The sequence below is a fragment of the Sphingomonas sp. genome (assembly GCF_965200135.1).
Classification (GTDB): Bacteria; Pseudomonadota; Alphaproteobacteria; order Sphingomonadales; family Sphingomonadaceae; genus Sphingomonas.
Genome location: NZ_CBDATK010000009.1, coordinates 237,826 through 264,265, shown reverse-complemented (window position 1 = coordinate 264,265; position 26,440 = coordinate 237,826). Strand labels below are relative to the sequence as shown.

26 protein-coding genes and 2 tRNA genes are annotated in these 26,440 nt (G+C 69.0%); 11 read left to right on the top strand and 17 right to left on the bottom strand.

The genetic code is table 11. The annotated features are described in order from the left end of the window. Positions 1-98: 98 nt before the first annotated feature. The 8 genes from ACOFKS_RS12765 to dapA form a co-directional block, all read right to left on the bottom strand. Positions 99-2,549: a response regulator gene (locus ACOFKS_RS12765; RefSeq protein ID WP_419809626.1), complete on the bottom strand. Its 2,451-nt coding sequence runs from the start codon at positions 2,547-2,549 to the stop codon at positions 99-101. 69 nt (positions 2,550-2,618) lie between these two features. Continuing rightward, entirely contained in the window at positions 2,619-4,667 is a 2,049-nt protein-coding gene (locus tag ACOFKS_RS12760; protein WP_419809625.1) for a M13 family metallopeptidase, read from the bottom strand. Positions 4,668-4,731: 64 nt separating this feature from the next. Next, entirely contained in the window at positions 4,732-5,292 is a 561-nt protein-coding gene (locus tag ACOFKS_RS12755; protein ID WP_419809624.1) for a DUF2062 domain-containing protein, read from the bottom strand. After that, complete coding sequence (gene smpB / locus ACOFKS_RS12750; protein ID WP_419809623.1) at positions 5,279-5,761, bottom strand: SsrA-binding protein SmpB; 483 nt, start codon at positions 5,759-5,761, stop codon at positions 5,279-5,281. The genes ACOFKS_RS12755 and smpB overlap by 14 nt, the downstream gene beginning before the upstream one ends. A 41-nt stretch (positions 5,762-5,802) precedes the next feature. Continuing rightward, positions 5,803-6,102, bottom strand: coding sequence for a hypothetical protein (locus ACOFKS_RS12745; protein ID WP_419809622.1), 300 nt, complete (start codon positions 6,100-6,102; stop codon positions 5,803-5,805). 46 nt (positions 6,103-6,148) lie between these two features. Further along, positions 6,149-6,877 carry a DUF805 domain-containing protein gene (locus ACOFKS_RS12740; RefSeq protein WP_419809621.1) on the bottom strand — a complete coding sequence of 243 codons (729 nt, stop codon included), beginning with the start codon at positions 6,875-6,877 and terminating at the stop codon, positions 6,149-6,151. A gap of 3 nt (positions 6,878-6,880) precedes the next feature. Next, positions 6,881-7,432, bottom strand: coding sequence for a DUF805 domain-containing protein (locus ACOFKS_RS12735; RefSeq protein ID WP_419809620.1), 552 nt, complete (start codon positions 7,430-7,432; stop codon positions 6,881-6,883). After that, positions 7,429-8,313: a 4-hydroxy-tetrahydrodipicolinate synthase gene (dapA, locus tag ACOFKS_RS12730; protein ID WP_419809619.1), complete on the bottom strand. Its 885-nt coding sequence runs from the start codon at positions 8,311-8,313 to the stop codon at positions 7,429-7,431. The genes ACOFKS_RS12735 and dapA overlap by 4 nt, the downstream gene beginning before the upstream one ends. Positions 8,314-8,372: 59 nt before the next feature. Here dapA and ACOFKS_RS12725 point away from each other — a divergent pair, with 59 nt between their 5' ends. The 4 genes from ACOFKS_RS12725 (at position 8,373) to ACOFKS_RS12710 (ending at position 12,447) form a co-directional block, all read left to right on the top strand. Then, positions 8,373-10,346, top strand: coding sequence for a lytic transglycosylase domain-containing protein (locus ACOFKS_RS12725; RefSeq protein ID WP_419809618.1), 1,974 nt, complete (start codon positions 8,373-8,375; stop codon positions 10,344-10,346). Between the two features lie 75 nt (positions 10,347-10,421). Further along, the gene (gene greB / locus ACOFKS_RS12720) at positions 10,422-10,904 is read left to right on the top strand and encodes a transcription elongation factor GreB (protein WP_419809617.1); all 483 of its coding nucleotides are present in this window, start codon (positions 10,422-10,424) and stop codon (positions 10,902-10,904) included. A 105-nt stretch (positions 10,905-11,009) separates the two neighbouring features. Continuing rightward, complete coding sequence (locus ACOFKS_RS12715; RefSeq protein ID WP_419809616.1) at positions 11,010-11,822, top strand: NYN domain-containing protein; 813 nt, start codon at positions 11,010-11,012, stop codon at positions 11,820-11,822. 34 nt (positions 11,823-11,856) lie between these two features. Beyond that, positions 11,857-12,447 carry a Uma2 family endonuclease gene (locus ACOFKS_RS12710; protein WP_419809615.1) on the top strand — a complete coding sequence of 197 codons (591 nt, stop codon included), beginning with the start codon at positions 11,857-11,859 and terminating at the stop codon, positions 12,445-12,447. Positions 12,448-12,518: 71 nt separating this feature from the next. On the opposite strand, the gene ettA is transcribed toward ACOFKS_RS12710, so the two are convergent. Further along, entirely contained in the window at positions 12,519-14,198 is a 1,680-nt protein-coding gene (gene ettA, locus ACOFKS_RS12705) for an energy-dependent translational throttle protein EttA (RefSeq protein WP_419809614.1), read from the bottom strand. A gap of 207 nt (positions 14,199-14,405) precedes the next feature. Between ettA and ACOFKS_RS12700 the strand changes: the two genes are divergently transcribed. From ACOFKS_RS12700 to ACOFKS_RS12680, 5 genes are all read left to right on the top strand, one after another. Beyond that, positions 14,406-15,068 (top strand): PEPxxWA-CTERM sorting domain-containing protein, encoded by a 663-nt coding sequence (locus ACOFKS_RS12700; RefSeq protein WP_419809613.1) that lies wholly within the window; start codon positions 14,406-14,408, stop codon positions 15,066-15,068. Between the two features lie 119 nt (positions 15,069-15,187). Beyond that, positions 15,188-16,594 carry a M28 family peptidase gene (locus tag ACOFKS_RS12695; protein WP_419809612.1) on the top strand — a complete coding sequence of 469 codons (1,407 nt, stop codon included), beginning with the start codon at positions 15,188-15,190 and terminating at the stop codon, positions 16,592-16,594. A 138-nt stretch (positions 16,595-16,732) separates the two neighbouring features. Beyond that, positions 16,733-17,020: a hypothetical protein gene (locus ACOFKS_RS12690; RefSeq protein WP_419809611.1), complete on the top strand. Its 288-nt coding sequence runs from the start codon at positions 16,733-16,735 to the stop codon at positions 17,018-17,020. A 98-nt stretch (positions 17,021-17,118) separates the two neighbouring features. After that, complete coding sequence (locus tag ACOFKS_RS12685; RefSeq protein WP_419809610.1) at positions 17,119-17,376, top strand: hypothetical protein; 258 nt, start codon at positions 17,119-17,121, stop codon at positions 17,374-17,376. A gap of 49 nt (positions 17,377-17,425) precedes the next feature. Beyond that, positions 17,426-17,501 (top strand) — tRNA-Ile (locus ACOFKS_RS12680). A gap of 52 nt (positions 17,502-17,553) precedes the next feature. Here ACOFKS_RS12680 and ACOFKS_RS12675 read toward each other — a convergent pair. From ACOFKS_RS12675 to ACOFKS_RS12665, 3 genes are all read right to left on the bottom strand, one after another. Further along, positions 17,554-17,630 (bottom strand) — tRNA-Pro (locus ACOFKS_RS12675). Positions 17,631-17,648: 18 nt separating this feature from the next. After that, complete coding sequence (locus ACOFKS_RS12670; RefSeq protein ID WP_419809609.1) at positions 17,649-18,626, bottom strand: polysaccharide deacetylase family protein; 978 nt, start codon at positions 18,624-18,626, stop codon at positions 17,649-17,651. A 62-nt stretch (positions 18,627-18,688) separates the two neighbouring features. Further along, positions 18,689-20,446: a sensor histidine kinase gene (locus ACOFKS_RS12665; RefSeq protein ID WP_419809608.1), complete on the bottom strand. Its 1,758-nt coding sequence runs from the start codon at positions 20,444-20,446 to the stop codon at positions 18,689-18,691. A gap of 86 nt (positions 20,447-20,532) precedes the next feature. On the opposite strand from ACOFKS_RS12665, the gene ACOFKS_RS12660 reads away from it, so the two are divergent. Beyond that, positions 20,533-21,000, top strand: a complete 468-nt coding sequence (locus ACOFKS_RS12660) for an Lrp/AsnC family transcriptional regulator (protein ID WP_419809667.1) — start codon at positions 20,533-20,535, stop codon at positions 20,998-21,000. Positions 21,001-21,042: 42 nt separating this feature from the next. Here ACOFKS_RS12660 and ACOFKS_RS12655 read toward each other — a convergent pair whose 3' ends face one another. After that, positions 21,043-22,350 (bottom strand): hypothetical protein, encoded by a 1,308-nt coding sequence (locus tag ACOFKS_RS12655; protein WP_419809607.1) that lies wholly within the window; start codon positions 22,348-22,350, stop codon positions 21,043-21,045. Positions 22,351-22,516: 166 nt separating this feature from the next. On the opposite strand from ACOFKS_RS12655, the gene ACOFKS_RS12650 reads away from it, so the two are divergent. Next, the gene (locus ACOFKS_RS12650; protein WP_419809606.1) at positions 22,517-23,263 is read left to right on the top strand and encodes a YaaA family protein; all 747 of its coding nucleotides are present in this window, start codon (positions 22,517-22,519) and stop codon (positions 23,261-23,263) included. Positions 23,264-23,266: 3 nt separating this feature from the next. Here ACOFKS_RS12650 and ACOFKS_RS12645 read toward each other — a convergent pair whose 3' ends face one another. The 4 genes from ACOFKS_RS12645 to ACOFKS_RS12630 are packed head-to-tail and all read right to left on the bottom strand — an operon-like array spanning position 23,267 to position 26,439. Continuing rightward, positions 23,267-24,715, bottom strand: a complete 1,449-nt coding sequence (locus ACOFKS_RS12645; protein WP_419809605.1) for a methyltransferase domain-containing protein — start codon at positions 24,713-24,715, stop codon at positions 23,267-23,269. Further along, a complete protein-coding gene (locus ACOFKS_RS12640; protein WP_419809604.1) occupies positions 24,712-25,119 on the bottom strand; it encodes a hypothetical protein in 408 nt (135 codons plus the stop codon). The genes ACOFKS_RS12645 and ACOFKS_RS12640 overlap by 4 nt, the downstream gene beginning before the upstream one ends. Beyond that, complete coding sequence (locus tag ACOFKS_RS12635) at positions 25,116-25,643, bottom strand: hypothetical protein (protein WP_419809603.1); 528 nt, start codon at positions 25,641-25,643, stop codon at positions 25,116-25,118. The genes ACOFKS_RS12640 and ACOFKS_RS12635 overlap by 4 nt, the downstream gene beginning before the upstream one ends. After that, positions 25,618-26,439, bottom strand: coding sequence for a hypothetical protein (locus ACOFKS_RS12630; RefSeq protein WP_419809602.1), 822 nt, complete (start codon positions 26,437-26,439; stop codon positions 25,618-25,620). Before ACOFKS_RS12630 ends, ACOFKS_RS12635 begins: the two co-directional genes overlap by 26 nt. Position 26,440 lies beyond the last annotated feature (1 nt).

Here is a 26,440-nt window from a genome sequence, read left to right as displayed (position 1 = left end):
TGTTAGCGGGAGTTCGGTGCAAGTCCAACTGATTACCGCGTGTCGTCGGTCGCGGCTGGCTGGCGTCGATCGTCGTGACGCCGGGCTTCGGCCGTGCGCTACGCGACGGTCGGCAGCGGCTCGACTACCGGCTGTTCTCCGCCTGCGCCCGGCAGCGGCATCAGCGCTTCCTTCGCGGCTTCGGCAAGCTGCTGGACCGAGAACGGCTTGGGCAGGAACGCGACGTTGTCGAGGTCGATCGACTTGCGCAGCTGTTCCTCGGCATAGCCCGACATGAAGATCACCGGCAGGTCCGGATAGCTCTCCCGCACGCGGGCCACCATCGTCGGCCCGTCCATCGTCGGCATCACCACATCGGAGATGAGCAGGTCGGGGCGGCCGCTGGTGGCGAGCAGCTCCAGCGCCGCTTCGCCGTTTTCGGCGGTGAGGACGCTGTAGCCCTGCCGCGCCAGCGCGCGCTCGGCGACGGCGCGGACCATCTCCTCGTCCTCGACCAGCAGCACGGTGCCGGTGCCCCAGGTCTCCGATGGCTTGGGTGCGACGCGGGCGGTCGAGCGGACGGGCGCGCCGGCGGCGTGGACGGGCAGGTAGATGGAAAAGCTCGCCCCCTGCCCCGGCTTCGACTCCGCGAAGATCCAGCCGCCCGACTGCTTGACGATGCCGTAGACGGTGGAGAGGCCCAGCCCCGTGCCCTTGCCCAGCTCCTTGGTGGTGAAGAAGGGCTCGAAGATCTTGGCGATGATGTCGGGCGGGATGCCGGCACCGGTGTCGGTGACGATCAGCGCGGTATAGTCGGCGGGCGGCAGCACGTCGTTGCCGAGCGCGCGGACGTCGGCGGCGGACACCGCCTTGGTCTGGATGGTCAGCGTGCCGCCCCCGCGCGGATCGTGCTGCACGATCGCGTCGCGGGCGTTGACCGCCAGGTTGACGACGACCTGTTCCAGCTGGCCCGGATCGGCGCGGACGGGGCCGAGGTTGCGGCCGTGCGCGACGTTGAGTTTCACCGTTTCGCCCATCAGGCGCTTCAACAGGTTGGAGACCTCCGCCACGACGTCGGGCAGCTGCAACACCTGCGGGCGCAGCGTCTGTTGCCGCGAAAAGGCGAGAAGCTGGCGCGTCAGCCCGGCGGCGCGGTTCGAGTTGGTCCTGATCTGCTGAATGTCGTCATAATCGCTGTCGCCGGGCGAATGGCGCATCAGCATCAGGTCGCAATGACCGATGATCGCGGTCAGGATGTTGTTGAAATCGTGCGCGACGCCCCCCGCGAGCTGGCCGACCGCCTGCATCTTGGTCGCCTGCGCGACCTCGCGCTTGAGGCGCGATTCGACCGAATTGTCCTTGAGCGACAGCAGCACCGCCGCATCGCCCAGCCCGCGCGCGCCGGCGATGGTGAGCGCCACCGGCTCGTCGGGATGCGGCTTCAGCCGGACGGTCATGTCGGTGGAGTGGGTGGCACCACCGGCGAAGCGGCGGACGGCGTCGGCGACGGCGGCCTTGTCCTCGCGCGTCACCAGGTCGCCGGGATAGATCGGCGGTGCGGCCGGATCGACCTGCGCGGCGCGGGCGAAGGCGTCGTTCATCTGGAGGAAGCGGCCGTCGCGGTCGACCAGCGCCATGCCGAACGGCATCAGCGACACCAGGCTGCGGACATGCGCCGACGCGGAGCCGCCGATCGCGGGCTGCGCCGCCTCGTCCTCGTCGAGCAGCGCCACCAGCAGCGGCGGGTCCTCGCCGTTGGGCATCGGGCCGTCGAGCACCGGTAGCTGGATGACGCGCAGCGGCGTGCCCTCCAGCCCTTCGCGTTCGAAGCGGACCAGCCCGCGGCTGTCGGTGATGAGCAGGTGCGCGAAGTCGCGACCCGTCAGATCGGGGGCGGTGCCGCCGAGCGCGCGCTGCGCGAGCACGGCGTTGGCGATACGGACACGCCCGTCGGCGTCGATCAGCGCCGCCATGACGCCATTCGCGCCCAGTCGCTCGCCCGCCGGGCCGGCGATCAGCGCGGTGAGCGCGCCGCCGAGGTCCCGTTCGGCCGCCGTGACGGCGAAGCGCCAGACCAGCAGGTCGCCCGCGTCGCCCGCACGGATGACGGTGGCGGCGAGGCGGCGGCCGTCGAGCGTCAGCCCCCCCGCCCTGCCCTCGCCATCGCGCCAGGCGTTGCGGCCGGCGGTGCCGAGTGCGGCGACGCCCGCCTCGTCCAACGGCACGCCGGGCGGGGTCGGAAAGCCACGGAACAGCTCCGCCCAGGCGTCGTTCGCGCAGACCAGCCGACCGGCGCGGTCGGTCACCGCGATCGCGTCGTCGCTGGCGGCGGCGAGGCTGCGGGCGAGTGCCCAATCGGTGTCGCCGATCTGCTCGCCCGCCTTGACCGGGGCGAGCAGCCGCCATGCGGCGATCGCGCCTGCGATGACCAGCGCGGCGGCGGCGAACCCCGCCGCCGCGATCGGGCTGTCGATCGCCCACAGCGTCGCCAGCGCGGCGAGGATGCCGGTGGCGACGGCGATCAGCGCGGCGGTGCGGGTGGGGGTCAGCGAGCGGGCGGCGGTGGCCATGGGCTTGCTTCGGGCGGATTGGACCTCGCGGTCAAGCCTTCCCTCTCCCTGGAGGAAGAGGGAAAGCGGTCACCAGATGCGGACGCGGTCGGCGGGCTTCAGGTACATCCGCTGCCCCGGCTCGACGCGGTAGGCCGCATACCAGGGATCGAGGTTGCGGACGGTCAGCACGCGCTGATGCCCCGGCGAGTGCGGGTCGCTCAACAATTGCGACCGCAGCGCCGCCTCGCGGGTCTTGACCCGCCACACCTGCGCCCAGCCCATGTAGAAGCGCTGGTCGCCGGTGGTGCCGTCGATCACCGGCGCCGGGCGACCGTTCAGCGAGCGGTGATAGGCGTCGAGCGCCACCGTCAGCCCCGCCAGATCGGCGATGTTCTCGCCCAGCGTCAGCCCACCCTGGACGTGCTGGCCCGGCAGCGGCTCGTAGGCGTCGTATTGCGCGACCAGCGCGTCGGTGAAGCGCTTGAACTGCGCGATATCGTTCGCCGTCCACCAGTCGGAGAGCTTGCCCGTGGCGTCGTACTTGCGGCCCTGATCGTCGAAATGATGGCTGATCTCATGCCCGATCACCGCGCCGATGCCGCCGTAATTGACCGCCGGGTCGGCGTTGGGATCAAAGAACGGCGGTTGCAGGATCGCCGCCGGGAACACGATCTCGTTCATCGTCGGGTTGGCATAGGCGTTGATCGTCATCGGCGTCATGCCCCACTCGCCCCGATCGATCGGGGCGCCGAGCTTGGCGAGGTTGCGGTTCCATTCGAAACCGTTCGCGCGCGCGACGTTGCCGACCAGATCGCCTCGCGCCACCGTCAGCGCCGAATAGTCGCGCCAGCGGTCCGGATAGCCGATCTTGGGCGTGAACGCCGCCAGCTTGGCGAGCGCCTTCACCTTGGTTTCCGGCGCCATCCACTGGAGATTGCGGAGCCGGTCGCCCATCGCGGCGATGACGTTCTTGACCAGCTGGTCGGCGGCGGCCTTCGTCGCAGGCGGGAAGTATTGCGCGACATACTGTTGTCCGATCGCCTCGCCCATGCCCGCCGACACGACGCCGACGCCCCGCTTCCAGCGCGGCTGCTGCTGCGGCACGCCGGACAGGACGGTGCCGTAGAAGCCGAAATTGGCATCGTCGATCGTCTGTGCGAGATACGGCGCATAGGCGCGCATCACGCGCAGCCGCAGGAAGTCCTGCAACACCGGCAGCGGTGCGTCGGCGAACGCCTTCGCCTCGCCGGTCAGCGCGCTGGGTTGCGAGACGAGATAGAAGGGCCGGTCGCCGAAACCGAGCCCGCTCATATAGGCGGGCCAGGGAAAGCCGGGCGCCTGACTCGCGAATTGCGCCGGGGTCCAGCGGTTGTAGGTCTTGTCGGCGTCGCGGCTCTCGATCCGCGTCCAGTGCGCCTGCGCGATCGTCTTTTCGAGCGCGAACACGGCGGCGGCGCGGGCGACGCCGTCCTGCTGCCCGGCGATGCCGAGCATCTGCGCCAGATACGCCTGATAACGCCCGCGCACGTCCGCGAGCTTGGGGTCGTCCTTCAGATAATAGTCGCGGTCGGGCAGGCCCAGACCCGCCTGATAGAAGCCGGCGACATAGGTGTCGGGCGCCTTGTCGTCCTGACCGACGGCCGCGCCGATCAGCGTTCCGACGCCTTGCCGTTGCAGGTCGGCCATCACCGCGACCAGCTGATCCTTCGACGCGGCACCGGCAATGCGGTCGAGCCAGGGCTGCACCGGCGCGATGCCGGCGGCGTCGATCGCGCGTTGATCCATGAAGCTGGTGTAGAAGTCGCCGATCTTGTCGCCGGGGCGGCGCGCGGCGGCCTCCAGGATGCCGCGCGTGCGCTCGCGCGACAGGTCGTCCAGCGTGTTGAACATGCCGTAGGCAGCCTTGTCCGCCGGGATCTCGGTGCGCGCATACCAGCTGCCGCTCATCGCATCGAAGAAGTCGTCGCCGGGCTTCACCGCCGGATCGCGACCCGCGAGGTCGACCCCGAAGGTGCCGTAGGTCGGGCGGCCCGCGGGCGCGGGAGCGACGGTGGGGCGGGCGCGGCGGCTCTGCGCCACGGCGATCGTGGAAACGGCGGACGCGAGAAGAAGGGCGGCGATGACCGGCTTGCGCATGAATGGTCCTTTGACGGGGAGGTCGATTGCGTGCCGTTCTAGTCGGGCGACGCGCGCCGTCAAATTAAGCGTGTCGCTGCCGCCGCTTACGCCAGCGCCGCGCCGTCCGCAGCCGCCAGATCGCCGCCGCCACCGCATAGGCCGCACCCGCGAAGATCGGCGCGAGCACCAGCAGGCCGACGATCATCGCCGGGCCGCTATGGACCAGCCAGTTGAGCACGCCCTGCCAGAAATGGAGATTGGTCGCGACCGGCCGCCCCGGCACTTGCCGGTCGACGCGCAGCACCCAGCGTCCGATCTGAAGCGCCAGATAGCCGATCGGGCCGAACAGGAACGTCGCGGGCAACGTGATCGCGACCGCGAGCGGCACGTTGGCGCGGGCGGGCACGCAGGCGAGCGCGGCTGCGGGCATGTGCGCGAAGGGGAACAGCACGGTGCACAGCGTGCCGACCGCCGCCGCGCGCGGCACCGAGCGCCGGTTGAAGCGCCACAGGCTGGGCAACAGGATGTACCTGGCGACCGGCCGCAGCCAGCGGTTGCGCTCGATCGCCTCGCGCGTCGGGATGTGACGGCGGACCCACCCGGCGACCCCGCCGGCGGGCAGCGCCGGGTCAGCCGCGCTCACGCAGGACCCGCCCGGCTTCCTTCTTCCACTCGCGCTCCTTGATGTGCTCGCGCTTGTCGTGCGCCTTGCGGCCCTTGGCGAGCGCCAGCTCCACCTTGGCGCGACCGGTGCCGTTGAAATAGACCGACAGCGGCACCAGCGTCATGCCGTCGCGCGCCACCGCGCCGTGGAGCTTGTTGATCTCGCGGACGTGCAACAGCAGCTTGCGCGGCCGCTTCGCCTCATGGTTGAAGCGATTGCCGAAATTATATTCGGGGATGTTGGCGTTGATGAGCCACACCGCCCCGTCCTGGATGTCAGCATAGGATTCGGCGATCGACCCCTCGCCGCCACGCAACGACTTCACCTCGGTGCCGGTCAGCACAAGCCCCGCTTCGTAGACGGTGTCGACCGCATAATCGAACCGCGCGCGCCGGTTCTCGGCGACGACTTTCTTCTTGTCGAACGTGACGGGTTTGGGTCGGGCCATAGGTGGCAGCATGTAGGGACGATCGGCAAAGGACGAAAGCGTCAGAAAGGAACCTTCAGCCGGACCATGATCCGATTGATCGGGCCACCCTGCGCGTCGCGACCCTGCTCGGCCTCGGCGCCCAGCTTGGCGTCACCGAAGACGCGCACCGCAGCGCGCGGCGGACCGTCGCGCCCGTCGACGGTCGGCGGCGTGCGTAGGCGGTAGCGCTCCTGATCGCGGGCGCAGACCACCACCTCGCCGTCGGCCGACGGCGGTGGACACGGCGCATCGCCGCGTGGTCGCGACGGCGCCGGCAGGAACGGTCCCGCGACGGCCTGGACGAGAATGACGACCGGCATGCCCTGCCCTCCCTGCATCGCAGTGTCGCCCGGCAATGCGGCGACTTCAGGGCGCGGTCGGCGGCGTGTCGGATGCGCGTACGATGCGGGCCGCCGGCTGCGGCTGTCCGACCGGCGGCGCGGGCCGGTATTCCGGCACCGGCACGAGCGCCGGCGGCGGCGACAGGTCGTCGCCATAGCGGTTAGGCCCCACCGTGCCGCGCAGCACCAGCAGCACGATCAGCCCGAGCGTGAGCACGGCGCCGATCATCCCGAGCAGCCAGACCAGCATGAACGCCTGCATGATCGATGCCATGGCGGCGTTGACCTGATCGGGTGAGGTCTCCTGCCCGAACGAGCCCATCATGCCGAGGAAGCGCGGCATGATGACGAGGTAGGCGATCGGCATCGCGACCTGCAACACCAGCACCGGCGACGCCCACCAGCCCGAACGATCGCCGTCGTGCAGCCGCCGCACCACCGCCGCGCCGACCAGCATCAGGTTCACCACGACGATGGCGATGCTGAAGATCAGCATGCCGCGCATGAGCGGCACCATGACGCCCATCATCACCTGCGCCGCAAGTTCCGGATGCTGGTCGATATAGACCTGATCCTGCCCCATCAACGGCTGCATCGCCGTCATCATCCGCGACATGAGCACGGAGGCGAGCACTACCCCGACCACCATCTGCGCGAGATAGACGGCCAGTATCCACAGCCAGAAGGGCTGCCGGTTCTCGCGGCCCGAAAAGTCGGCGAGGCGGGTCAGGTGATCGCGGAGCAGGGAAGCCATGGGTCAGAACTCCTGCGGCGCGGGCGGACCGTATCGGTTCGGCCCACGGTCGCTCTCCTTGATGAGCAAGATGACAAGCACGAGCAGTGTCAGCAGGTAAAGTACGTTGTTCAGGAGGACCATCGCGAACGTTTGCTGGTCAACATCCGCCCCATCAGTACCGAAAGAAGAAAATAAGCGGTACATGCCCGCCGCTCCGAGCACCAGAAATGGTAAGGGCATGACGCCCCACCATCCGGACAATCCCCGGTCGTGCAGACGCCTGACGATGGCGGCAGCAAGTAAGGCGACAGCCAGAACCGGCAGCGCCAGTGCGATCACCACGAACCAACTCATTATCGAAGCAAACCCGTCCGCCGACGCCGTCGCGTCTGCCGCGAGGCCGGCATCGCCGAAATGCAGGAACATGAGGGGCACCATCACGACGGCACTGCCAACCTGCTGTGCGATGACGAGGCCGAGGACAAAGAACCAAAACTGCGATCGGGTGTCGCGGCCTCGAAACGTCCCGAGGCGGCGAAGGCAGTGGCGGATCGCTTGCGGAAAACTAGTCATGCCTGCTCCAGCCTAGCCAGCGCGGCGTCGACCGCATGCTGCGATGCCTCGGACGGCCACGTCATCGGCAGGCGCAATCCGCACGGCATGTCCGGGCGGACGCGGCTGAGCGCATATTTCACCGGGCCGGGCGAGGCGTCGGTGAACACCGCGGAGTGGAGCGGGAAGAGCCGGTCGTGGAGGGCGCGGGCGATCGCATAGTCGCCGGCCGCGCAGGCGGTCTGAAAGTCGGCGCACAGGCGCGGGGCGACGTTGGCGCTGACCGAGATGCACCCCACCCCGCCCATCGCGTTGAAGGCGAGCGCCAGATCGTCGTTGCCCGACAGCTGACACCAGTCCGCGCCCAGCGCCGCGCGGTGATCGGAGATGCGGGCGATCGCGCCGGAGGCGTCCTTGATCCCGACGAACACGTCACGGCTCGCCTCGACGATGCGGGCAACGGTGGCGGGCAGGATGTCGGTGACGGTGCGGCCCGGCACGTTGTAGAGCAGGATCGGCAGCGGCGACGACGCCGCCAGCGCCGCGAAATGCTGCGCGATGCCGTCCTGGCTGGGGCGGTTGTAATAGGGCGGCACCATCAGCGCGGCGTCGGCGCCGGCGGCATGCGCGGCGGCGAGGTTCTCCTGCGCGACGCGGGTGTCGTTGGAACCGGCGCCGGCGATCACCGGCACCCGGCCCCGTGCCTGATCGACGCAGATACGGACGACGGCGAAATGCTCGTCCTTGGGCAGCGTCGCCGCCTCGCCCGTCGTGCCGCACGCGACTAGCGCCGACGAGCCCTCGGCGATCTGCCACTCGATCAGATCGCGGAAGGCGGCCTCCGCAAAGCTGCCGTCCGCCTCGAACGGGGTGACGAGCGCGGGAATGGAGCCGGAGAACATCGAGAAAGTCGCCCTATTTTGTTCAGGACAGATACGGGCGCGGTCCGTATCCTGTCCACATGTTCGCACACACGCTGAAGACCGGATTGTTGACCGCCGCGCTGGCCGCGATCGGCGCGTCGGGGGTGCAGGACAGCGCGCGCGAGGGCGTCGTGTCGCCGGTTCAGCCGGTGGCCGTCGCCGTCGCGCCGGATACCGCCATCGCCGCCGCGATCGCGCAATGGCGGGCGGTGCGCGACACCAGCCAGCTACCGTTCGACAGCTATGCCGGCTTCCTGCTCGCCCATCCCGGCTGGCCCGACGAGGCGACGATCCGGCGCGCTGCCGAGGCAAAGGCCGGCGCTGCGTCGCCCGGCAGCGTGGCGCGCTATTTCATCGCGTTCCCGCCGCTGACCGGCGCCGGCCGCGTCGCGCTGGCGCGCGCGCTGCTCGCGACGGGCGATCCGGTCGGCGCCGCGACCGCAGCGCGCGCGGCGTGGCGCGGCGGCGGGCTGGCGGCGGCGGACGAGAGCTTCGTGCTGACCAGCTTCGCCGGACAGCTGACCCCGGCCGATCACGCGGTGCGCGCGGATACGCTGCTATGGGCGGGATCGACCGGCGCGGCGGCGCGCGTGCTGCCGCTGGTCGCGGCCGACCGGCGGGATGCCTTCGCGGCGCGGCTGGCGTTCCGCACCAATGCGCCGGAAGCGTCGGCGCTGGCGGCCTCGGCCGGCTTCGGCGACGATGCGGGGTTCGTCGCGGACAAGGCGACATGGCTCCGCAACAGCGGCGCGGGGCCGAGCGCGCGGACGTGGCTGGCACAGGCGAGAAGGCTGACGGTGCTGCCCGGCAATCCGGAAGAATATTTCGAGGTGCTGTTGACGGCGGCGCGCGGGGCGGCGGCGGACGGGCAGTGGCAGGTCGCCTACGACATCGCGCGGCAGGTCGACGGTGCCTACCCGCCCGGCACCGACGTCGCGACGAAAAGCTATGGCGAGCGCGACGACTATACCAGCCTCGCCTGGCTGGCGGCGCAGGCGGCGCTGAAGGTCGGGCGCCCGGCGGACGCGATGACGCTCTTCGACCGCTACGCGCACGGTACGCCGACGCCCTCGACGCGATCGAAGGGACTCTACTGGGCGGCGCGATCGGCGGAGCGGGCGGGGTTGAGCGCCGATGCGGCGCGGCTGTGGGCGGCGACGGCGGCGTATCGCGACGCCTATTACGGCCAGCTCGCCAACGAGCATCTCGGTCGCCCGCTGGTGGCGCCGCCGCCGGTCGCGGCGCAGCGGGTGGATGCGATGACCAAGCTGGCGTTCGGCAATCGCGAGATCGTGCGGGCGGTGCGGTTCCTGGGCAAACTGGGGCTGCACGAGGACCAGACGGTCTTCGTCCGCCAGATCGCGCTGCTGGCGAAGAGCGACACCGACCATCTGCTCGCCGCCAACCTGGCGCGTGAGCTGCAACGACCCGATCTCGGCGTGATGGTCGGGCGCAGCGCGCTGCTCAACGGGCTCAGCGACTATTCGGCGACGGGCTTTCCGACGGTGCCGGTGCCGTTCGGCTATGAGGGCGACTGGACGATCATCCACGCGATCGCGCGGCAGGAGAGCCAGTTCAACCGCACCGCGATCAGCCATGCCGGCGCGCGCGGGCTGATGCAGCTGATGCCAGCCACCGCACGCGAGCAGGCGGGCAAGATGGGGATCAGCTATCAACCCGCCGAGCTCACCGGCAATCCCGATCTGTCGATCAAGCTGGGCGCGGGCTTCTTCCGCCGGGTCTACGGCATCTACGGCAGCTATCCGCTGACGATCGCGGCCTATAACGCGGGGCCGGGCAACGTGAACAAATGGCTGCGCGCCAACGGCGATCCGCGCACGGGCACGATCGACATGGTCGACTGGGTCGAGGCGATCCCGATCCAGGAGACGCGCAACTATGTCCAGCGCGTGTTGGAGAATGCGGTCGTCTATGACCTGATGCGCCCCGACCGCGCGATCAGCCGGGGGCCGGCGAACCTCAGCTGGTATCTGGGGCGGCGGCCGTCCTAGCCCTCGTCATCCCGGGCTCGACCCCGGATCCCGCTTCTTCTTCTACCGGGGCAAGACCGCGGTGACGAGAGAGAGATGACCGACCGCCCCAACTACATCACCCTCGCCGGCTATGCGGCACTGCGCGCGGAATACGAGCAGCTGTTCGGCACCGAGCGACCGCAACTGGTCGAGGTGGTCAGCTGGGCGGCGGGCAACGGCGATCGGTCGGAGAACGGCGACTATCTCTACGGCAAGAAGCGGCTGCGCGAGATCGACCGGCGCCTCGGCTCGCTGTCGAAGCGGATGAAGGCGGCGAGGGTCGTCGATCCCGCGCAGGCGTCCGACCGGACGCGCGTGTGGTTCGGCGCGTGCGTGACGCTGATCGACGACGACGAGCAGGAGCGCGTCCTGACGCTGGTCGGCGACGACGAGACGGATACGGGCAACGGGCGGATCGGCTGGAGCGCGCCGATCGCCAGGGCGCTGCGCGGTGCGGCGGTCGGCGACCTGCGCCGCGTGACGCTGCCCGTTGGCGAACGCGAGTATCAGGTCACCGCGATCGCCTATCCGGATTGACCAAGCCCCCTGCGCCGCCGGTCATTTCGGTCCGATGAGCGCCGTTCGGCCTGACCGGGTCAGGTCCTCGTTGCACGGGCCGCGTTCGGCGGGCAGGGAGCGGCGATGCCCGATACTTCCCGGCCCAGCGCCTCCCGCAATGTCGCCCTGCTGATCGACTCCGACAACGCGCAGCCCGCCGCACTCGACCCGGTGCTGACGGTGCTGGCCGAGCTGGGCACGGTCAACGTCCGGCGCGCCTATGGCAACTGGTCCAAACCGGCGCTCGGCGGGTGGCGCGATCAGCTCGTCCGCTATGGCGTCGAACCCATGCAGCAGTTCGACCTGACCAAGGGCAAGAACGCGACCGACATGAAGATGACGATCGACGCGATGGACCTGCTGTATCGCGGCCGGGTCGACGCCTTCGGCATCATGTCGTCGGACAGCGACTTCATGCCGCTGGCGATGCGGCTGAAGCAGGACGGGCTGGAGGTCTATGGCTTCGGCACCAGCCGCACACCGCTCGCCTTCCAGAACGCCTGTAGCCGGTTCATCGACGTCGGCGCGCTGCTGGTCGCGGCGCGGGGCGAGGACAAGCCCGCGCCGGCGCGCACCCCGGTCGCCGCCCCCGCCCCGCCGCCCGAGGCGGACGACGACCCCCGCACGCTGGCCGACACCCTGCCCCCGCCGATCCGCGCCAAGCGGCTGGCCGACGATCCGGAGCTCGTGAAGCTGCTGATCGACGCCTATGACTCGGTGAAACGCGACGCGAAGGGCTATGTCAGCCTGTCCGCGATGGGCCAGCTGGCGGGTAACCGCTCCAGCTTCGACGCGCGGAATTACGGATTCAAGCAGCTGAGCGACCTGATCGAGAAGGTCGACCAGTTCCAGGTCGAGCGGCGCGAGAATGGGTTGTGGGTGAAACGGGTGCGGTGATGCGGAGCGTGCCCAAAGCTGCTAAGGTACCGATATGAACGCGCCGGTTCGGATCAAAATACCAACAGCGGAAAACGCCAACCAACCGGCACGCTACCGCTTGCGTATTGCGGACTATGTCATGCTGCATGAGAAGGGCAGCTTCCGACATCAGGAAACGGAACTGGTCGATGGACAGGTGTTCGTCTTGAGCCCTGAATGGCGACCGCATTTTCGTATCAAATCTGAGCTTCTCTATCTGCTCCGCCGCGCCGTAGACGATGCCGGCCTCCCGTACTTCGTGGGCACGGAGGGAAGCATCGCGATCTCCGATACGGACATGCCGCGTCCAGACATCCTGCTTACCTCAGAAGCGACAGGCGATGGCCCGGTGCCCGGCAGTTCCGTGCCCCTGCTGGTCGAGGTTTCCTCAACAACGCTGGAAGACGACCTCGGGAGCAAGGCGATGCGCTACTCGGCTGGCGGCATCCCCGAATACTGGGTCGTAGACGTGACCGGACAGATGATCCACCGGATGTGGTCGCCGTCCGCACACACCTATTCAGAACGAGACGACATTCCCTTTGGGCAACCCATTGCCTCAATCACAAAGCCCGAGCTGTCGATCCGCACGACCACGCTATGATTGCGGCAGCCTTCGAGGAGACCTCGTCGCAACCGCTGCGTGCCTGATGCGAGTAGCTTCGCCTCCGCCCGTCACCGCGTCAGTTTCTTGTACGCCAGCCGCGTCGGACGGTCCGCCGCGTCGCCCATGCGGCGGCGCTTGTCTTCCTCATAGCTCTCGTAATTGCCCTCGAACCACTCGACATGGCTGTCGCCCTCGAATGCCAGGATGTGCGTGCACAGGCGATCGAGGAAGAAGCGATCGTGGCTGATGACCACCGCGCAGCCCGCGAAGGTCTCCAGCGCCTCCTCCAGCGCGCGCAGCGTCTCGACGTCGAGGTCGTTGGTCGGCTCGTCGAGCAGCAGGACGTTGCCGCCCTCCTTCAGCATCTTGGCCATGTGAACGCGGTTGCGCTCACCGCCCGATAGCTGACCGACCTTCTTCTGCTGGTCCGGCCCGCGAAAGTTGAACGCGCCGACATAGGCGCGCGTCCCCATCTCCTGCTTGCCGAAACGGAAGATTTCCAGCTCGTCCGAGATTTCCTGCCAGACGTTCTTGTCCGGATCGAGGTCGTCGCGGCTCTGGTCGACATAGCCGAGCTTGACCGTCGAGCCGACCTCGATCGTGCCGCTGTCCGGGACTTCCTGACCGGTGATGAGCTTGAACAGCGTCGACTTGCCCGCGCCGTTCGGACCGATCACGCCGACGATGCCGCCGGGCGGGAGCATGAAGTCGAGCCCGTCGAACAGCAGCTTGTCGCCATAGGCCTTGGTCAGACCCTTCGCCTCGATCACCTTGCCGCCGAGCCGCGCGGGTAGCTGGATCAGGATCGCGGCCTTGCCGGCGACGCGGCTCTCCTGCTTTTCCATCAGCTCGTCGAAGGCTCGGATGCGGGCCTTCGACTTGGTCTGACGCGCCTTGGGAGTCTGACGCATCCAGGCCAGCTCGTCGGCGATCGCGCGCTGCTTGCCCTGCTCCTCGCGCTCCTCCTGCTCCAGCCGCTTCGCCTTCTTCTCCAGATAGCCGGAGTAGTTGCTCTCATAGGTGTAGTAACGGCCGCGATCGAGTTCGAGCACCCAGTTGACGACGTTGTCGAGGAAGTAGCGGTCGTGGGTGACGAGGATGACGTTGCCCTGATACTCCTTGAGGAAGTTCTCCAGCCACGCGACGCTTTCGGCGTCGAGATGGTTGGTAGGCTCGTCGAGCAGCAGGATGTCGGGCTTCTCCAGCAACAGCTGGACCAGCGCGACGCGGCGCTTCTCGCCGCCCGACAGGTTGGTGACGGCCGAGTCCGACGGCGGGCACCGCATCGCCTCCATCGCCTGTTCCAGCTGGCTGTCGAGCGACCAGCCGTCGGCGGCGTCGATCTTTGCCTGAAGGTCGCCCATCTCCTCCATCAGCGCGTCGAAGTCGGTGTCGTCCTGGGGATCACCCATCTCGGCGGAGATCGCGTTGAAGCGCTCGATCATGCCGACCACCGGCCCGGCGCCGAGGCGGACGTTCTCGATCACCGTCTTCGAATTATCCAGCTGCGGCTCCTGCGGCAGGTAGCCGACGCGCAGCCCCTCGGCCGCCCAGGCTTCGCCCTGGAACTCGGTGTCGATGCCGCCCATGATCTTCATCAGCGTCGACTTGCCCGACCCGTTCGGCCCGATGATCGCGATCTTCGCGCCCGGGATGAACTGAAGGTGGATGTTGTTGAGCACGGGCTTGTTGGCGCCGGGGAAGGTCTTGGTCAGACCCTTCATGACGTAGGTATACTGGACGGCCATGACGGTCGCTGCTCCGGGTGCGAGAGGTGCGGAAATGTCGGATCGCATCTAGGGAGCGGCGAGAGGCTTGGCAAACCGGGATAGGCTTGCGCCAGAACGGGACGATACCCGCACTGTGGCCGATTTGCCGCGTTTACGGATCGTTAGGAACGCGGTATCTCGACATCAACAATTCGGACCGGCCAGCGCCGTTCTCAGGGGGTCATCATGAAGACGCTTTTCACCACCATCGGTCTCGCCGCTGCCCTCGTCGCCTCGCCTGCGGTCGCACAGCTCGTCGACGGCAGCTTCGAGACGCAGGGCAGTGCCTCGATGGGCAACACCTCCTATTGCTATCTGAACAGCAATTGCGCCGGCGGTAGCTGGACGTCGGTCGGCGGCGGCGGTGGCTTCGTCGGTGCCAGCAACGGCGACTGGCCGGGCGCGCCGGGCACGGTCGGCGACTATCACGGCTTCATTCAGGGCGGCGGCTCGCTGTTCCAGACGTTCACGGCGGACACGACCGGCACCTTCGCGTTGAGCTTCCTCGACGCCGGACGCTCGCGCGGCGGCTACAACGGCCCGCATACTTATGTGGCGTCGTTCAACGGGTTCAACATCTTCAACGGCCTGACCGATGGTCAGACCACGGCCGGCCAGACCTTCACGGCGCAGACCTCGTCCTCGTTCCGCCTCGTCGCCGGCCAGTCCTACACGATCGGGTTCGTCGGCGATTACAATGGCACCGACAGCACCTCGTTCATCGACGGCATCAGCCTGGCCGGTGCGGTGCCGGAGCCGGCGACCTGGGCGCTGATGATCGTCGGGTTCGGCGCGGTCGGCGGCAGCCTGCGCCGTCGCCGCTCGGTGGGTGGCCTCGCCACCGCCTGAACCCCGATGCGATGACGGCAAGAGGCCTCGGCGAGACGATCGCCGCGGCCTTTCGCTTGTCCGAAAGCGGTCGCGGCGGTGCTGTTGGCAATGGTGCCGGCGATGCGTAGACCGGCGCCATGAACCACCCCGCCATCGCCGCCGCCCTGCTGCTCGCCACCACTGCCGTAGCCCCCGCCGTGGCCCAGCGGCCCGCGCCCCCCGTGCCGGCGCGCGTCGATCCCGCCGTCGCGCGGCTGCGCGACGCGGCGCTGGAGGACACGCTCGCCTATGACATCGTCGAGGGCCTGACGACCGAGATCGGGCAACGGCTCGCGGCGACGGAGGCGGAGGCGCGCGCGCGGACCTGGGCGGTCGCGCGGCTGAAGGCGCTCGGCTTCCGCAACGTCCGTATCGAGACCTTCCGCATGCCCGTGTGGCTGCGCGGCGAGGAACGCGCGGAGGTGATCTCGCCGTTCCCGCAAAAGCTGCAACTGGTCGCGCTCGGCAACTCCGGCGCGACGCCGGCCGAGGGCCTGACCGCGCCGGTGACGGTGTTCCGCACCTATGGCGACCTCGCCAACGCGCCGGCCGGGAGCCTGAAGGGACGCATCGCCTATGTCGGCAACGCCATGGAGCCGACGCAGGACGGGTCCAGTTACGGCTCGAACGGCGCGGCGCGGTTCGTGGGGCCCGCGCTGGCGGCGAGCAAGGGCGCACTGGCCGTGGTGATCCGCTCGATCGGCACCGACGCGCACCGCAACCCGCATACCGGCGGCACCAACTGGCCGCCGGGCGTTCAGCCGATCCCCGCCGCCGCGCTGTCGGTCAGCGATGCGCTGCTGCTGGAACGCATGGCGGACCGGGGCAAGCCGATCACGCTCCACCTCACGCTCACCCCGCGCTTCGCCGGCGAGGGCGAGTCGGGCAACGTCATCGCCGAGGTGCCGGGCACCGACCCGCGCGCCGGTATCGTCCTGATCGGCGGCCATCTCGACAGCTGGGATCTGGGGACCGGCGCGATCGACGACGGCGCCGGTGTCGCGATCACGACGGCGGCGGCGAAGCGGCTGCTCGACGGACCCCGCCCGCGACGCACGATCCGCGTCGTCTGGTTCGGGGCGGAGGAGCCGGGCGGCTATGGCGGCATCGACTATGCGCGCGTCCACGGCCGCGAGCGCCACGCCACCGCGCAGGAGAGCGACTTCGGAGCCGACCGCGTCTGGCGGTTCGAGGTCAACCTGCCCGACAGCGCGAAGGCGGTGGCCGATCGGTTGCAATCCGCGCTCGCCCCGCTCGGCATCTCGCGCGGTGCTGGCATCGGGGGCGACGGCACCGACGTCGGACCGACGATCGCGCTCGGCGTCGGCTCGGTCGACCTCAACCAGTCCGGGCTGCGCTATTTCGACACGCACCATACGCCCGACGACACGCTGGAACGGATCGACCCGGCGCAATTACGGCAGAATGTAGCGGCTTGGACGGCCATGCTGGCGGTCGTTGCAAACGCGTCGGAAGACATCGGCAACGTCACGCCGCGCAAATGAGGCAAAAATGCGGCGAATTGAGGCGAAATCATATCCTATCGAACGATTGGGAATTGACCTTCCGCCACATTACGGTAATCCCATGTTCAGCGAGCGGCGCGGGGGCCGGTTCGCCTTGATGCCTTTAGGAGCACTTGGATGAAGAAGATTGCTTTCGCGGTTGCGGCCGCCAGCCTGCTGACGCTCGGCGCATGCAACAAGCATGACGACAACCCTGCCGCCCAGAACCTGGAAGCGGCCGCCGACGCGAACGACGCGATGGCCGACAACGCCACGACCGAAGCCGGTCAGGACGCGATCCAGAACGTCGCCGACAACCAGCATGCGATGGCCGACAACGCCGCCGACGCGACCGACACCGGTGCGACCAACAACCCGGCGACTGCGGCGAACGTCGCGACCGGCAACATGATGGGCGCGCACTAAGTAGCGCACCCGTTGGGTTCCATGGCGGCGTTCGTGCCGGTCGGACCTTGGTCCGGCCGGTGCGGGCGCCGCCTTCGTTTTGCGCGAAGGACGTCGACATGAAGTTCGTAGCACTGGCCTGCCTGGTCTTCGTGTCGGCATGCGACCGCTCCTCGCCCGCGGCGGAAAGCGTCGAGAACAACGCGCAAGCCTATGAGGCTGCGCTGCGAAACGAAGCGGCGAACCTGTCGTCGATGGCGGACGGTGCCGCCGACCGTAATGCCGCCGATGCGATGCGGAACGCCGCCGACGAACTGGACGCCGCCCGCCGCAACGTCGGTGATGCGGCGGACGCGCAGGTGCAGAACCTGCGATAGCCTCAGCCTTTCGCTTCCGCACACGCTCGGCTAACGACGAGGTGCGCGTGGGCCTGTAGCTCAATGGTTAGAGCTGGCCGCTCATAACGGCTAGGTTGCGGGTTCGAGTCCTGCCGGGCCCACCACGCATACCCGCCGCCAGCTATGGGACGCTACCGTCTCGAATCCCGAGACAGGTGGTCGGGGAGACAGGATTCGAACCTGCGACCCTCTGGTCCCAAACCAGATGCGCTACCAGGCTGCGCCACTCCCCGACATACATGCCCATGCGGTCAGCGGTCTTTGATCGCAAGAGGTAACGCATGCGGCTCGGCAGCGGCGAGGATTTCCGCGAGCGACGCGGAGCGGATGCCGAGCAGATCCAGCCGGTCGAGCACGCGATCCCACCACCGCCAAAACGTCGCCAAGTCCGCCGCATCGCGGACGTAGGGCGTGTGCCCCGGCACCAGCGACGGCGAGTGGAAGGAGAAGGCGAGCAGCGGCAGCCCCTCGCCGGTCGCCACCGCAATCGCCTCCAGCACCGCCGCGATCGGCATGTCCTCGGGCGTCAACGCGACCCTCGTCAGCAGCCCCGCTCGGGAAAACATGCCACGGCCACGGGGCAGGCGATCGAGCGCCGCATAGAGCGCCGCGCCGCCGGTGCGCAGCCGACCGGTGAAGACGGTGGTGAGCGGGAGCTCGACCAGTCCGGTCGTGTGCCAGGCCCGCTGGCCCGAGCGGCGGAAGTCCGGCCCGCCCTCCCCCCGGTAGTCATAACCCGGCCGCACCGAGCTATCGAGCCGATAACCCGCCGCCGCCAGCAGCGCGAAGGTGTCGGGGCCGAGACCGTAGCGGCCGGCCCGAAACGCGACCGGACGTTCGCCGAACGCCTGTTCGATCGCGTCGGTGAGCGCCGCCAGCTTCGCTTCCTGCAACGCGCGCGGCAGGTTGCCGGGGAAGCTGGTGAACGCGCCGACCTGCTCCTCGTGCGGGGGATTGACCCAGGGGTGAAGCTGCGCCCCGATCGCGGAACGGCCGTCGGCCTGCACCGCGCGCAGGATGTCGATCGCCGCCGGGTCGGTGGCGATCGGGTAATCCACCATGCAGGTCAGCCCGACGCTCGCGTCGGCGAAACGCGCGTGCGCCGCCGGAAAGGCGCGCATCGCGGTCGTGGCCCGATGCGCGCGATCGAGCGGCGCCGACCAGTCGAACTCTTCCTCGACGTCGACGAATACGGTGAAGCGGGTGCCGAAATCATTCGGCCAACGCACCGGCGGGCCCGGTGCCGGAACGTAACTTCGATGGCCGCGCGGAACACCCGCGCCCCTCGCTGTCACCGTGTCGTCGCCCGCTCCATCCTGGCGGTTACGGCGGCGGGCAACCGCAAAGTCAAGCGATCCGGCGTGATCGCCAGCGATCCGCCGAGCGCCCCGGCCAGATCGCGCACCAGCCGCAGCGTGAAGGCAAGGCCGAGCAATGGGTCGCCGTCCCCCGTCCCGGCCGCCCCCGACGGTGCGATCGCGAGCAGCGCATCGTCCCCCTCTACGCTAAGGCCGCGCGGCCGCGTGACGTGAAGTCTCACGTTGCGGGTCTTGAGCACGATCTGAACGCGCAGGTGCTCGCCCGTCTCGGCGCTTGCGACAGCGACAGTCAATAGGCGCGCAAGCAGCCGTGCGACGGCACGATCGTCGGCGAGCACGATCGCCGGCTCGCTCGGGTCCGCGATCAGCGACACGCCTCTGGCTGTCGCGAGCGGGTGCAACGCCGCGACTGCCGCCGCCAAAGGCACGACGAGATCGATCGGCCCCGGACGCAGGTCCAGCGCCTCACCCTGCAACCTTGCGGCGGTGTCGAGATCGTCGATGGCACCGACCAGCGCCGCCGCTTCGCTCTCGATCAGCAACGCCCGCTCGCGGTAGACCGGCGGCACCGGGCCGAGCAGCTCGGTGCCGATCATCTCCGCGAAACCGGTGATGGCGTTGGCAGGCGTCCGCAGCTCGTGAACGAGTTGACGCAGCGAGTCGGCGGCGTCGACGGCAGGGGTCGGGACGGCGTCGGCGCGGGAACGCCGACCGGAGCCGGCGAAGCCGGTGAACTGCCCGGTCGCGGGATCGAAACGGGGCAGACCGGCAAGGCTCCACGTTCCGGCGGCGCTCGAGTCGCCCTCCACCTGCAGGCAGAGGTCACGGAACGGCGCCCGCGCGTGCAGCACTTCTCCGGCCGCGCGATCCAGCGTCGCCGCGCCCTGTCCTCGCCCACTGGCAAAGGTCGCCCCGATCAACGGCGTGCGGGCCACTCCCTCAACCCAACGGATCACGCCCGCCGCATCGGTGTGGAAATCGAACCGGTCGGAGGGAGGAGGCGCGACGACCGGGGGAGGCGCCTCGGGTCGGTCTCGGCGGAAAGCGTCGAGGCGGGCGACCAGATCGGCGATCTCAAAGCCCGACGGCCCCGCACGCGAACGCGGCGCCTCTGCTTCGACCGGCCGGGTGCGCGCCAGCCCATCGACCCCGGCGATCGGCGTTGGCGTGATGATCTGGCCCGCCGATCGCGCCGCGTCGACGGGTCCGTCATGCCCAAGCACGAAGTCGGTCGAACCGAAGCTCGCCAGCCCGCGCACCACCTCCGGCATCAGGTCGCGGCGCGCGCGTAACACCGCACGCCCCGCAGGACCCAATCGGGGCAAGAGCGCCAGCCATTCGTCGGCACGCAGCGTCGCGGCACGCAGCACCGGCGCGGCGACGGCGGGTTCGTCCTCGGCGAACAATGCGACCAAGGCCTCCGGCAGATCGCCCGTTGCCATCACGCGCGCGCTGGCAACGCGGACGGCGATCGGCACCCGGTCGCGGAGCAGCTTCAGTCGCGCGATGGCCGCGTCGACCTCCGCCACGCGGTGGCGTCCGATCAGGTCGGCGAGCTGTCGCCACGCCGCCTGTGCGCCGAAGCCCGACTGCGCGTCGGCGGCAAGCACGGTCGTCAGACTGTCGTCGAAGCGCAAGACGTACCCTCCCCGACACCCCGTTCCCGTCGCGGTCAACACGGCATTAACGTTGCCGTCCGCGCGGCGGAACACCGCATTTGCGACCGTCACGATGTGGGACGATTGCCTTTGGGCGTAATAATAATACCAAGGCAGTCGCGGGAATGGACAGGATCGGTCGACATGGAGGAACGATGATGATGCTCGATCGGATCGATCGGCAAATCCTGGCGATGCTTCAGGACGATGGCCGCATGACCAATGTCGAACTGGCCAGGCGGGTCGAGCTGACCGCCCCGCCCTGCTTGCGCCGGGTGCGCTCGCTGGAGGACGGCGGCGCGATCCGCGGTTATCATGCCGACCTGGACGCGACCCGGCTGGGCTATCCGATCACCGTGTTCGCCATGGTGTCGCTCAAGAGCCAGGCCGAGCACGACCTCGCCGCGTTCGAAAGCCACGTCGCCGCGATCCCGGAGGTGCGCGAGTGCCACATGCTCAACGGCGAGATCGACTTCATCCTGAAGATCGTGGCCCGCGACCTGAGCGGGTTCCAGACGCTGCTTACCACCCGTCTGACCGCCGCCCCCAACGTGGCGAGCGTCAAGACCTCGCTCACGATCCGAACCGCAAAGGCGAAGAGCGGCGTTCCCGTCGATCCGGAGTAGCGCACCCCGGCACTCGTCACGAGCGCCGGGGTGGCATTACCATCATGCGGCGGGCGCGGTGCCCGACGCGTTCAGCCACGTCGTCCAGAACGTCGCGATATCGGCGCGCGGGTTGCCCTTGACGAGCGCGAAGGCGGCGAGCGCCCCGGCCTTGTCGCCCGACCGCGCCAGCGCGATGCCCAGCCGGGTGTTGATCGTGTCGGCATCGACCCCGCCCTTGGTCAACGCGGTGCGATACAGCCCCGCCGCCTTGGCCCAGGTGCCCTGGCTCAGATAGGCGTCGGCCGTCTGGCCGGCGAGCTGGCCATTGGCGGCTGCGGCGGCCTTGGTCTCCAGCGACGCGAGCGACCCTTCGGCGGCGATCGAGCGGGTCAGCTCAACCTGCATCGCCTTGGCCTCGCTGTTGCCTGCCGGGATCTTGCCGTTAGCCAACCCCTCGCGAAGCACCGCCTGTGCCTCCAGCGGCAAGCCCGCATTCTGCGCCTTTTGCGCGTACTCGATATAGAAATACTGATCCTGCAGGCCGCCAGCCGCCCGCATCAGGCGGAACAGGTCGATCTTTTGCGGATTGTCGAGCCTTGCGGTCGCGTCCTGCGAGAAGCCGTAGGTCGCGAGCACCTCGTACCACGTCTGGCCGTTGGTCGGGTACGCGGCGAGGTAGCGGTTCATCCAGGACACGGTCTGCGGCACCAGATGCGCCTTGTTCGACCGGCCGATGGCGTAGCGGTAATATTCGACCGGCGCCTTGGCACCGCCCGTGCTCGCCGCCGCGACCACCCGTTCCAGGTCGGCGGACCCACCGGCGATGTCGCCGCCGTCCACCTTTGCCTTGACGATCATCAGGTCCAGATTGCCGTCGGTGAAGCCGAGCGTGCGCGCCTGCGTGAAATACTGGATCGCCTGCGGATATTGGCGCGCATTGTACGAGATCTCGCCGCGCCGTGCCGCATAGGCACCACGCACGTTCGCCGGCGTGTTCGGATTGGCGATCAACACGTCCAGCGGCCGCGCCTGCAACGATTCGTCGACCACGGCACGCGGGTTCGCCGCCTGAGAAGCGCGCGCCTTCTGCGACTCCAGCTGATAACGAAGCACCGCCGCGACGTATTTGTCGCCTTCCGTCGTCGCGACGGCCTCTACCGCCGCGACCGCCGGCTCGGCGACGGCCGGATTGTTCGCCTGCACCGCGTCCTGTGCAGGCTTTGCGACCTTGATGACTGCGGGGCTGAGCTGAAGCCCCGCTTCGGCGGTCTTGGGCTTCTCCTTGGCGACGGCGGGTGCGACCAGCGCTACGCCTGCCGTGCCCGTGGCGAGAACAGCCGCCAGCGCGAGCTTCGGAAACGACTTCATGGGAACTCTCCTTGCGTCCGGGCGCGGGGGCGCGCCGTTCGATATGGTTGACGACGAGTGTAGTGGGAGCGCCTGCGCCCTTCAAGCGATGTCGGACCGCGCCCGTGGCCGCCGCCCGTTGAACCGCGATTGAACGAGCCCGAGAGGATCGCTAGCCGCTATCGCCATGATCGCCGTCATCTCGCCCGCCAAGACACTCGACTACGCCACCGCCCTGCCCCCGCTCACGCCGACCGCGCCGCGCTTCGGCGAGGAAGCGGCGACGCTGGCGCGCTCGGCGGCGCGGCTGCCGCAGAAGCGGTTGCGGCAGCTGATGGGGATCTCGCTCGCGCTTGCGAAGCTTAACCACGACCGTTTCGTTGGGTTCGCGGACGCCCCGGAGCGGCCCGCCCTCTATGCCTTTGCCGGCGACGTCTATCACGGGCTGGACGTCGCGACGCTGGACGAGGCGGCGGTCGCCTTCGCACAGGATCACCTGCGGATGCTGTCGGGGCTATACGGGCTGCTGCGGCCGCTCGACCTGATGCGTCCGTACCGGCTGGAGATGGGGACGCATTGGGCGCCGCGCCGGGCAAAGCTGACCGACTGGTGGGGCGACCGCATCGCCGCGACGTTGATCGAGGACCTGACGGCGGACGGCTCGGCGACGGTGCTGAACCTCGCGAGCAACGAATATTGGGCGGCGGTCGAGGGGCGGTTGCCGGACGTGCGGGTGATCTCGGCGGATTTCCGCGAGGGTGCGGACCGGCGGTTCGTATCGTTCAATGCGAAGCGCGCGCGGGGCGCGATGGCGCGGTGGCTGATCGAACACCGCGTCGCCACGCCCGACGACATGCAGGCGTTCGACTGGGAGGGCTATCGCTACGTCGCCGACGAGAGCGAGCCGGACCGCTGGCGCTTCGTGCGCGGCTGAGCGTCAGGGGAGCAGCAGCGCCTCCGACGCCAGCGCGCGCAACGCCTGGTCGGGCGTCACGGTCGCCTGCGCCAGCGCGGCGGCGAACCGGCCCTCGTCGGGCGCGCCGTCCAGCACCTGCAACGCCGCCAGCGCGATCGGATCGAGCGTCAGCGCGCGATGATCCAGCGTCGCGACCCAGGGCAGCCCCTGCGCCGCGGTCCACCGCGCCAGCGGGCTCGCGACCGGCTGCGACCCCGGCGCCGTCGCGAACGGCGCCGGGATCGAATGGAGCGACACCAGCCCGAGCGCCGACAACCCGATCAACGATCGCGTATAGTCGGCGTCGAACTCCAGCTCCGCAACCGCCAGCCGCGCCGGCCAGATCGCGCCCAGCCGCACCAGCATCGCGCTCAGCACCGGACTGCTGATCCGCGCCTTGGCGTTGCCGCGCTGCCAGATACCGTTGGCCGCGCCGGTCGCGGAACTCGAAACGAACAGCTGCGCCACGCGGGCGGGGTGCAACACGCGGTCCGGGGCCGCGCCGCGCCGGACGAACAGCATGCGCCGAAAGAAGCGAAACGCGGTTTCGTCGCCGTCGCACGCCGCCTCCCCGATCGCCGCCTGATGATCGTCGGCGCTACCGGTGGAGGACAGCAGCGCGTCGCCGATCAGGTCGGGCGTCGAGTCGCCGAGAAAGTCTAGGCCGTTCGCCCCGGCGCGCGCGATCGCCTCGTGGAGATACCAGGGTCGATAGCTGACGCCCAATTCATCGTGGAGCATGACGCTGCCCTCCGGCCGGTCGAGCAGCGACTGCGCCTCCGCGCGCATCCCGGTCTGGATCGGCAGGTCGTCGTCGCCGGGCACCGCGATCCGGGCGAGCGCCGCGCGCGCCAGCCGCAGCCGCTCCTCATCGTCGGTCACACCGGCGCTCGCCCGCAGCATCGCGTCGCGCAACGCGAGGCGGACGTGGCAACCCGGCAGGGTATTGGCGCTGACGAAGGCGACGCCGTGCGGCGACAGCTTCCGCCCGATCAGGTCGAGCAGCGCGTCGGCGACCACCTCCGGCACCCAGGCGAAGACGCCGTGCGCGATGATGTAGTCGAACTCCCCGTCCAGCCGCTCGGCGGCGTCGAGCAGGTCCAGCGCGGCGAGGGTGACGTTGGTCGCGCCGGTTTCGGCGATCCAACTTTGCCCCAGCTCGATCGCCTGCGTGTCGATGTCGAAGCCGACGAACCGCGCCTCGGGCAGCGCCTGCGCCATCACCAGCAGGTTGAGACCGTTGCCGACGCCGACCTCCAGCACGCGGGCGGTACGGATGTCGGGCGGGTCCATCCCCGCCAGCCGCGCGATCACCGCCAGCCGATCGGGATGCGTGTGCGGATGGATCAGCGCCGGATAGGGCGTGCGGCCATAAGCGGCCGTGTCGCGCGCCTGCAACGCGGCCGCCTCGGCGAGGGAATCGTCGCTCATTCGGACACCTGATCCACAAGCGCGCCCACCGTCATCTCGCCATCCTCGCTCAGGTCCACCCGGAGCGACGGTCGACCGGCGAGCCGGACGGTGAAGCTGGCCCGGTCGGGTTCCCAATCGACCACCGGCTCGATCGCGGCCAGCCCGCGCGTCGTGCTCCGCGCCAGCAGGCACCAGCGCTCCTCCTCCGCCGCCAGATCGAGCACCCGGACGTAGCACTCCTCGCCGCCTGCCACCGAAGACTCGTAGCGGTCGATCGCGACATGCAGCGGGCCGACCCCGCCGACCAGCGTCAGCTTGTGCGTATTGACCGAACGGACCAGATCGCGATCGACCTCGATCAGGATCGTCCGCTCGTTGCCGGGGATCGGCAGGTGCAGTTCGACGCGGTCGGTGGTGCTCATCGCGGCAGGGGAACGACGTCGACCCGGCCGTGGTCGCCGAGCGTCACGGTCACGGCCGGCTCATAGAGCAGGTCGAAAGTGACGGCGCTGCCGTCTGGCGTCACCGTGTACGCCGGACTGCCCGAGATGACCGGCTTCAGGCAGCTCTCGACCAGCTTGCTGTACCGCTCGCGCCGCGCCGCGACGTCGATCACCCTGGCATAGATCTCATCGCCCGCTTGGCAGCGGCTGAGTCCCTGCGGACGCGATCCATAGGAGTCGGTAAGGATCGCGAGCCCCCCGCGCTGTGCCAGCAGCGTCACCTCGCGTCGTCCTCGCGTGATCGTCGTACGGTCGACGCGTACGGCAGCTTCTACCCGCCGGCCGCCGACCAGAAGCGCGATACGGCCCGGATCGCCCGGCTGCGACCCGTTACGCTGCGCCACGATCCCGCCGGCGACCGCCGCCGCCTGTCCCGCGCCAACGACCGGTGCCGCGCAGCCGACAAGCAGCGCCGCACTAGCCGCCGAGCAGCGAATCCACATAGCAGACTCCGTAATAGTTCCAGTTGTCACCATCGTCGTGCGGCAGGCGATAATCGTCGCGGTCGCGGTCCTGCAACTGGGTCACCGTCTGATCCTGATTGGCTGCCAGGTTGGTGTTCCAGCCGATATTGCCGGTGCCCGGCGCGCAGACGATGTTGGCTGGCCGTTGCCAGGCAGTGCCGTTCCACTCGTGGTAACGGCCACCGTTCCAGCGACAGATGGTCTCGCGGCGCAGTTGGTCGGGCGTATAGGTCCTCCCGCCGCGGCTCAAGAAAGCGATCGCGTCGGCGCGTTTGGTCGCGAACAGCGCGATCCCGCCGCGGACGTTCTCCTTCCAGCTCCAGCATTGCTCGTAAGTGGGCCGCGGTGTCGTCAGCTGGGAGATGCCGTAGCCGCCGTCGAACGAGACGATCGGCTCGCCATTGTGGACTCGCCCGGTGTTGAAATGACGCCCGTGCGTCTCGTGCTCCAGGATCAGCAGCAGGTCCGGCCCCTGCGGCAGCGGCCGGGTGAAGTCGCGCAGTTCCTGAAGACTGGGGTTGGCGCCGACGATCTTCACCGTCACCGCCGCGCTCTTGCCCGCCGCCGTCCCCGTGATGGTCAGCGTCCCACCCAACCCGGCCAGCAGCGGCTGCATGCTGACCCAGTTGCCTGTCGAGGACCCGATTCCCTGTTTGGTGTAGGTGCGCCAGCGCAGCGTCCAACGCCGCTGGGCGCCGCCGCTCTCGATCACCGGCGCGGTCGTGTCGCTCGAGATCGTGAAGACCTGATTCGGCGTCGGCGAGACGATCCGCACG

Coding starts and splice junctions, on each gene's coding strand:
- ACOFKS_RS12765 (WP_419809626.1), bottom strand. CDS start 2,549: ATGGCCACCGCCGCCCGCTCGCTGACCCCCACCCGCACCGCCGCGCTG.
- ACOFKS_RS12760 (WP_419809625.1), bottom strand. CDS start 4,667: ATGCGCAAGCCGGTCATCGCCGCCCTTCTTCTCGCGTCCGCCGTTTCC.
- smpB (WP_419809623.1), bottom strand. CDS start 5,761: ATGGCCCGACCCAAACCCGTCACGTTCGACAAGAAGAAAGTCGTCGCC.
- ACOFKS_RS12745 (WP_419809622.1), bottom strand. CDS start 6,102: ATGCCGGTCGTCATTCTCGTCCAGGCCGTCGCGGGACCGTTCCTGCCG.
- ACOFKS_RS12740 (WP_419809621.1), bottom strand. CDS start 6,877: ATGGCTTCCCTGCTCCGCGATCACCTGACCCGCCTCGCCGACTTTTCG.
- ACOFKS_RS12735 (WP_419809620.1), bottom strand. CDS start 7,432: ATGACTAGTTTTCCGCAAGCGATCCGCCACTGCCTTCGCCGCCTCGGG.
- dapA (WP_419809619.1), bottom strand. CDS start 8,313: ATGTTCTCCGGCTCCATTCCCGCGCTCGTCACCCCGTTCGAGGCGGAC.
- ACOFKS_RS12725 (WP_419809618.1), top strand. CDS start 8,373: ATGTTCGCACACACGCTGAAGACCGGATTGTTGACCGCCGCGCTGGCC.
- greB (WP_419809617.1), top strand. CDS start 10,422: ATGACCGACCGCCCCAACTACATCACCCTCGCCGGCTATGCGGCACTG.
- ACOFKS_RS12715 (WP_419809616.1), top strand. CDS start 11,010: ATGCCCGATACTTCCCGGCCCAGCGCCTCCCGCAATGTCGCCCTGCTG.
- ACOFKS_RS12710 (WP_419809615.1), top strand. CDS start 11,857: ATGAACGCGCCGGTTCGGATCAAAATACCAACAGCGGAAAACGCCAAC.
- ettA (WP_419809614.1), bottom strand. CDS start 14,198: ATGGCCGTCCAGTATACCTACGTCATGAAGGGTCTGACCAAGACCTTC.
- ACOFKS_RS12700 (WP_419809613.1), top strand. CDS start 14,406: ATGAAGACGCTTTTCACCACCATCGGTCTCGCCGCTGCCCTCGTCGCC.
- ACOFKS_RS12695 (WP_419809612.1), top strand. CDS start 15,188: ATGAACCACCCCGCCATCGCCGCCGCCCTGCTGCTCGCCACCACTGCC.
- ACOFKS_RS12690 (WP_419809611.1), top strand. CDS start 16,733: ATGAAGAAGATTGCTTTCGCGGTTGCGGCCGCCAGCCTGCTGACGCTC.
- ACOFKS_RS12685 (WP_419809610.1), top strand. CDS start 17,119: ATGAAGTTCGTAGCACTGGCCTGCCTGGTCTTCGTGTCGGCATGCGAC.
- ACOFKS_RS12660 (WP_419809667.1), top strand. CDS start 20,533: ATGATGCTCGATCGGATCGATCGGCAAATCCTGGCGATGCTTCAGGAC.
- ACOFKS_RS12655 (WP_419809607.1), bottom strand. CDS start 22,350: ATGAAGTCGTTTCCGAAGCTCGCGCTGGCGGCTGTTCTCGCCACGGGC.
- ACOFKS_RS12650 (WP_419809606.1), top strand. CDS start 22,517: ATGATCGCCGTCATCTCGCCCGCCAAGACACTCGACTACGCCACCGCC.
- ACOFKS_RS12645 (WP_419809605.1), bottom strand. CDS start 24,715: ATGAGCGACGATTCCCTCGCCGAGGCGGCCGCGTTGCAGGCGCGCGAC.
- ACOFKS_RS12640 (WP_419809604.1), bottom strand. CDS start 25,119: ATGAGCACCACCGACCGCGTCGAACTGCACCTGCCGATCCCCGGCAAC.
- ACOFKS_RS12635 (WP_419809603.1), bottom strand. CDS start 25,643: ATGTGGATTCGCTGCTCGGCGGCTAGTGCGGCGCTGCTTGTCGGCTGC.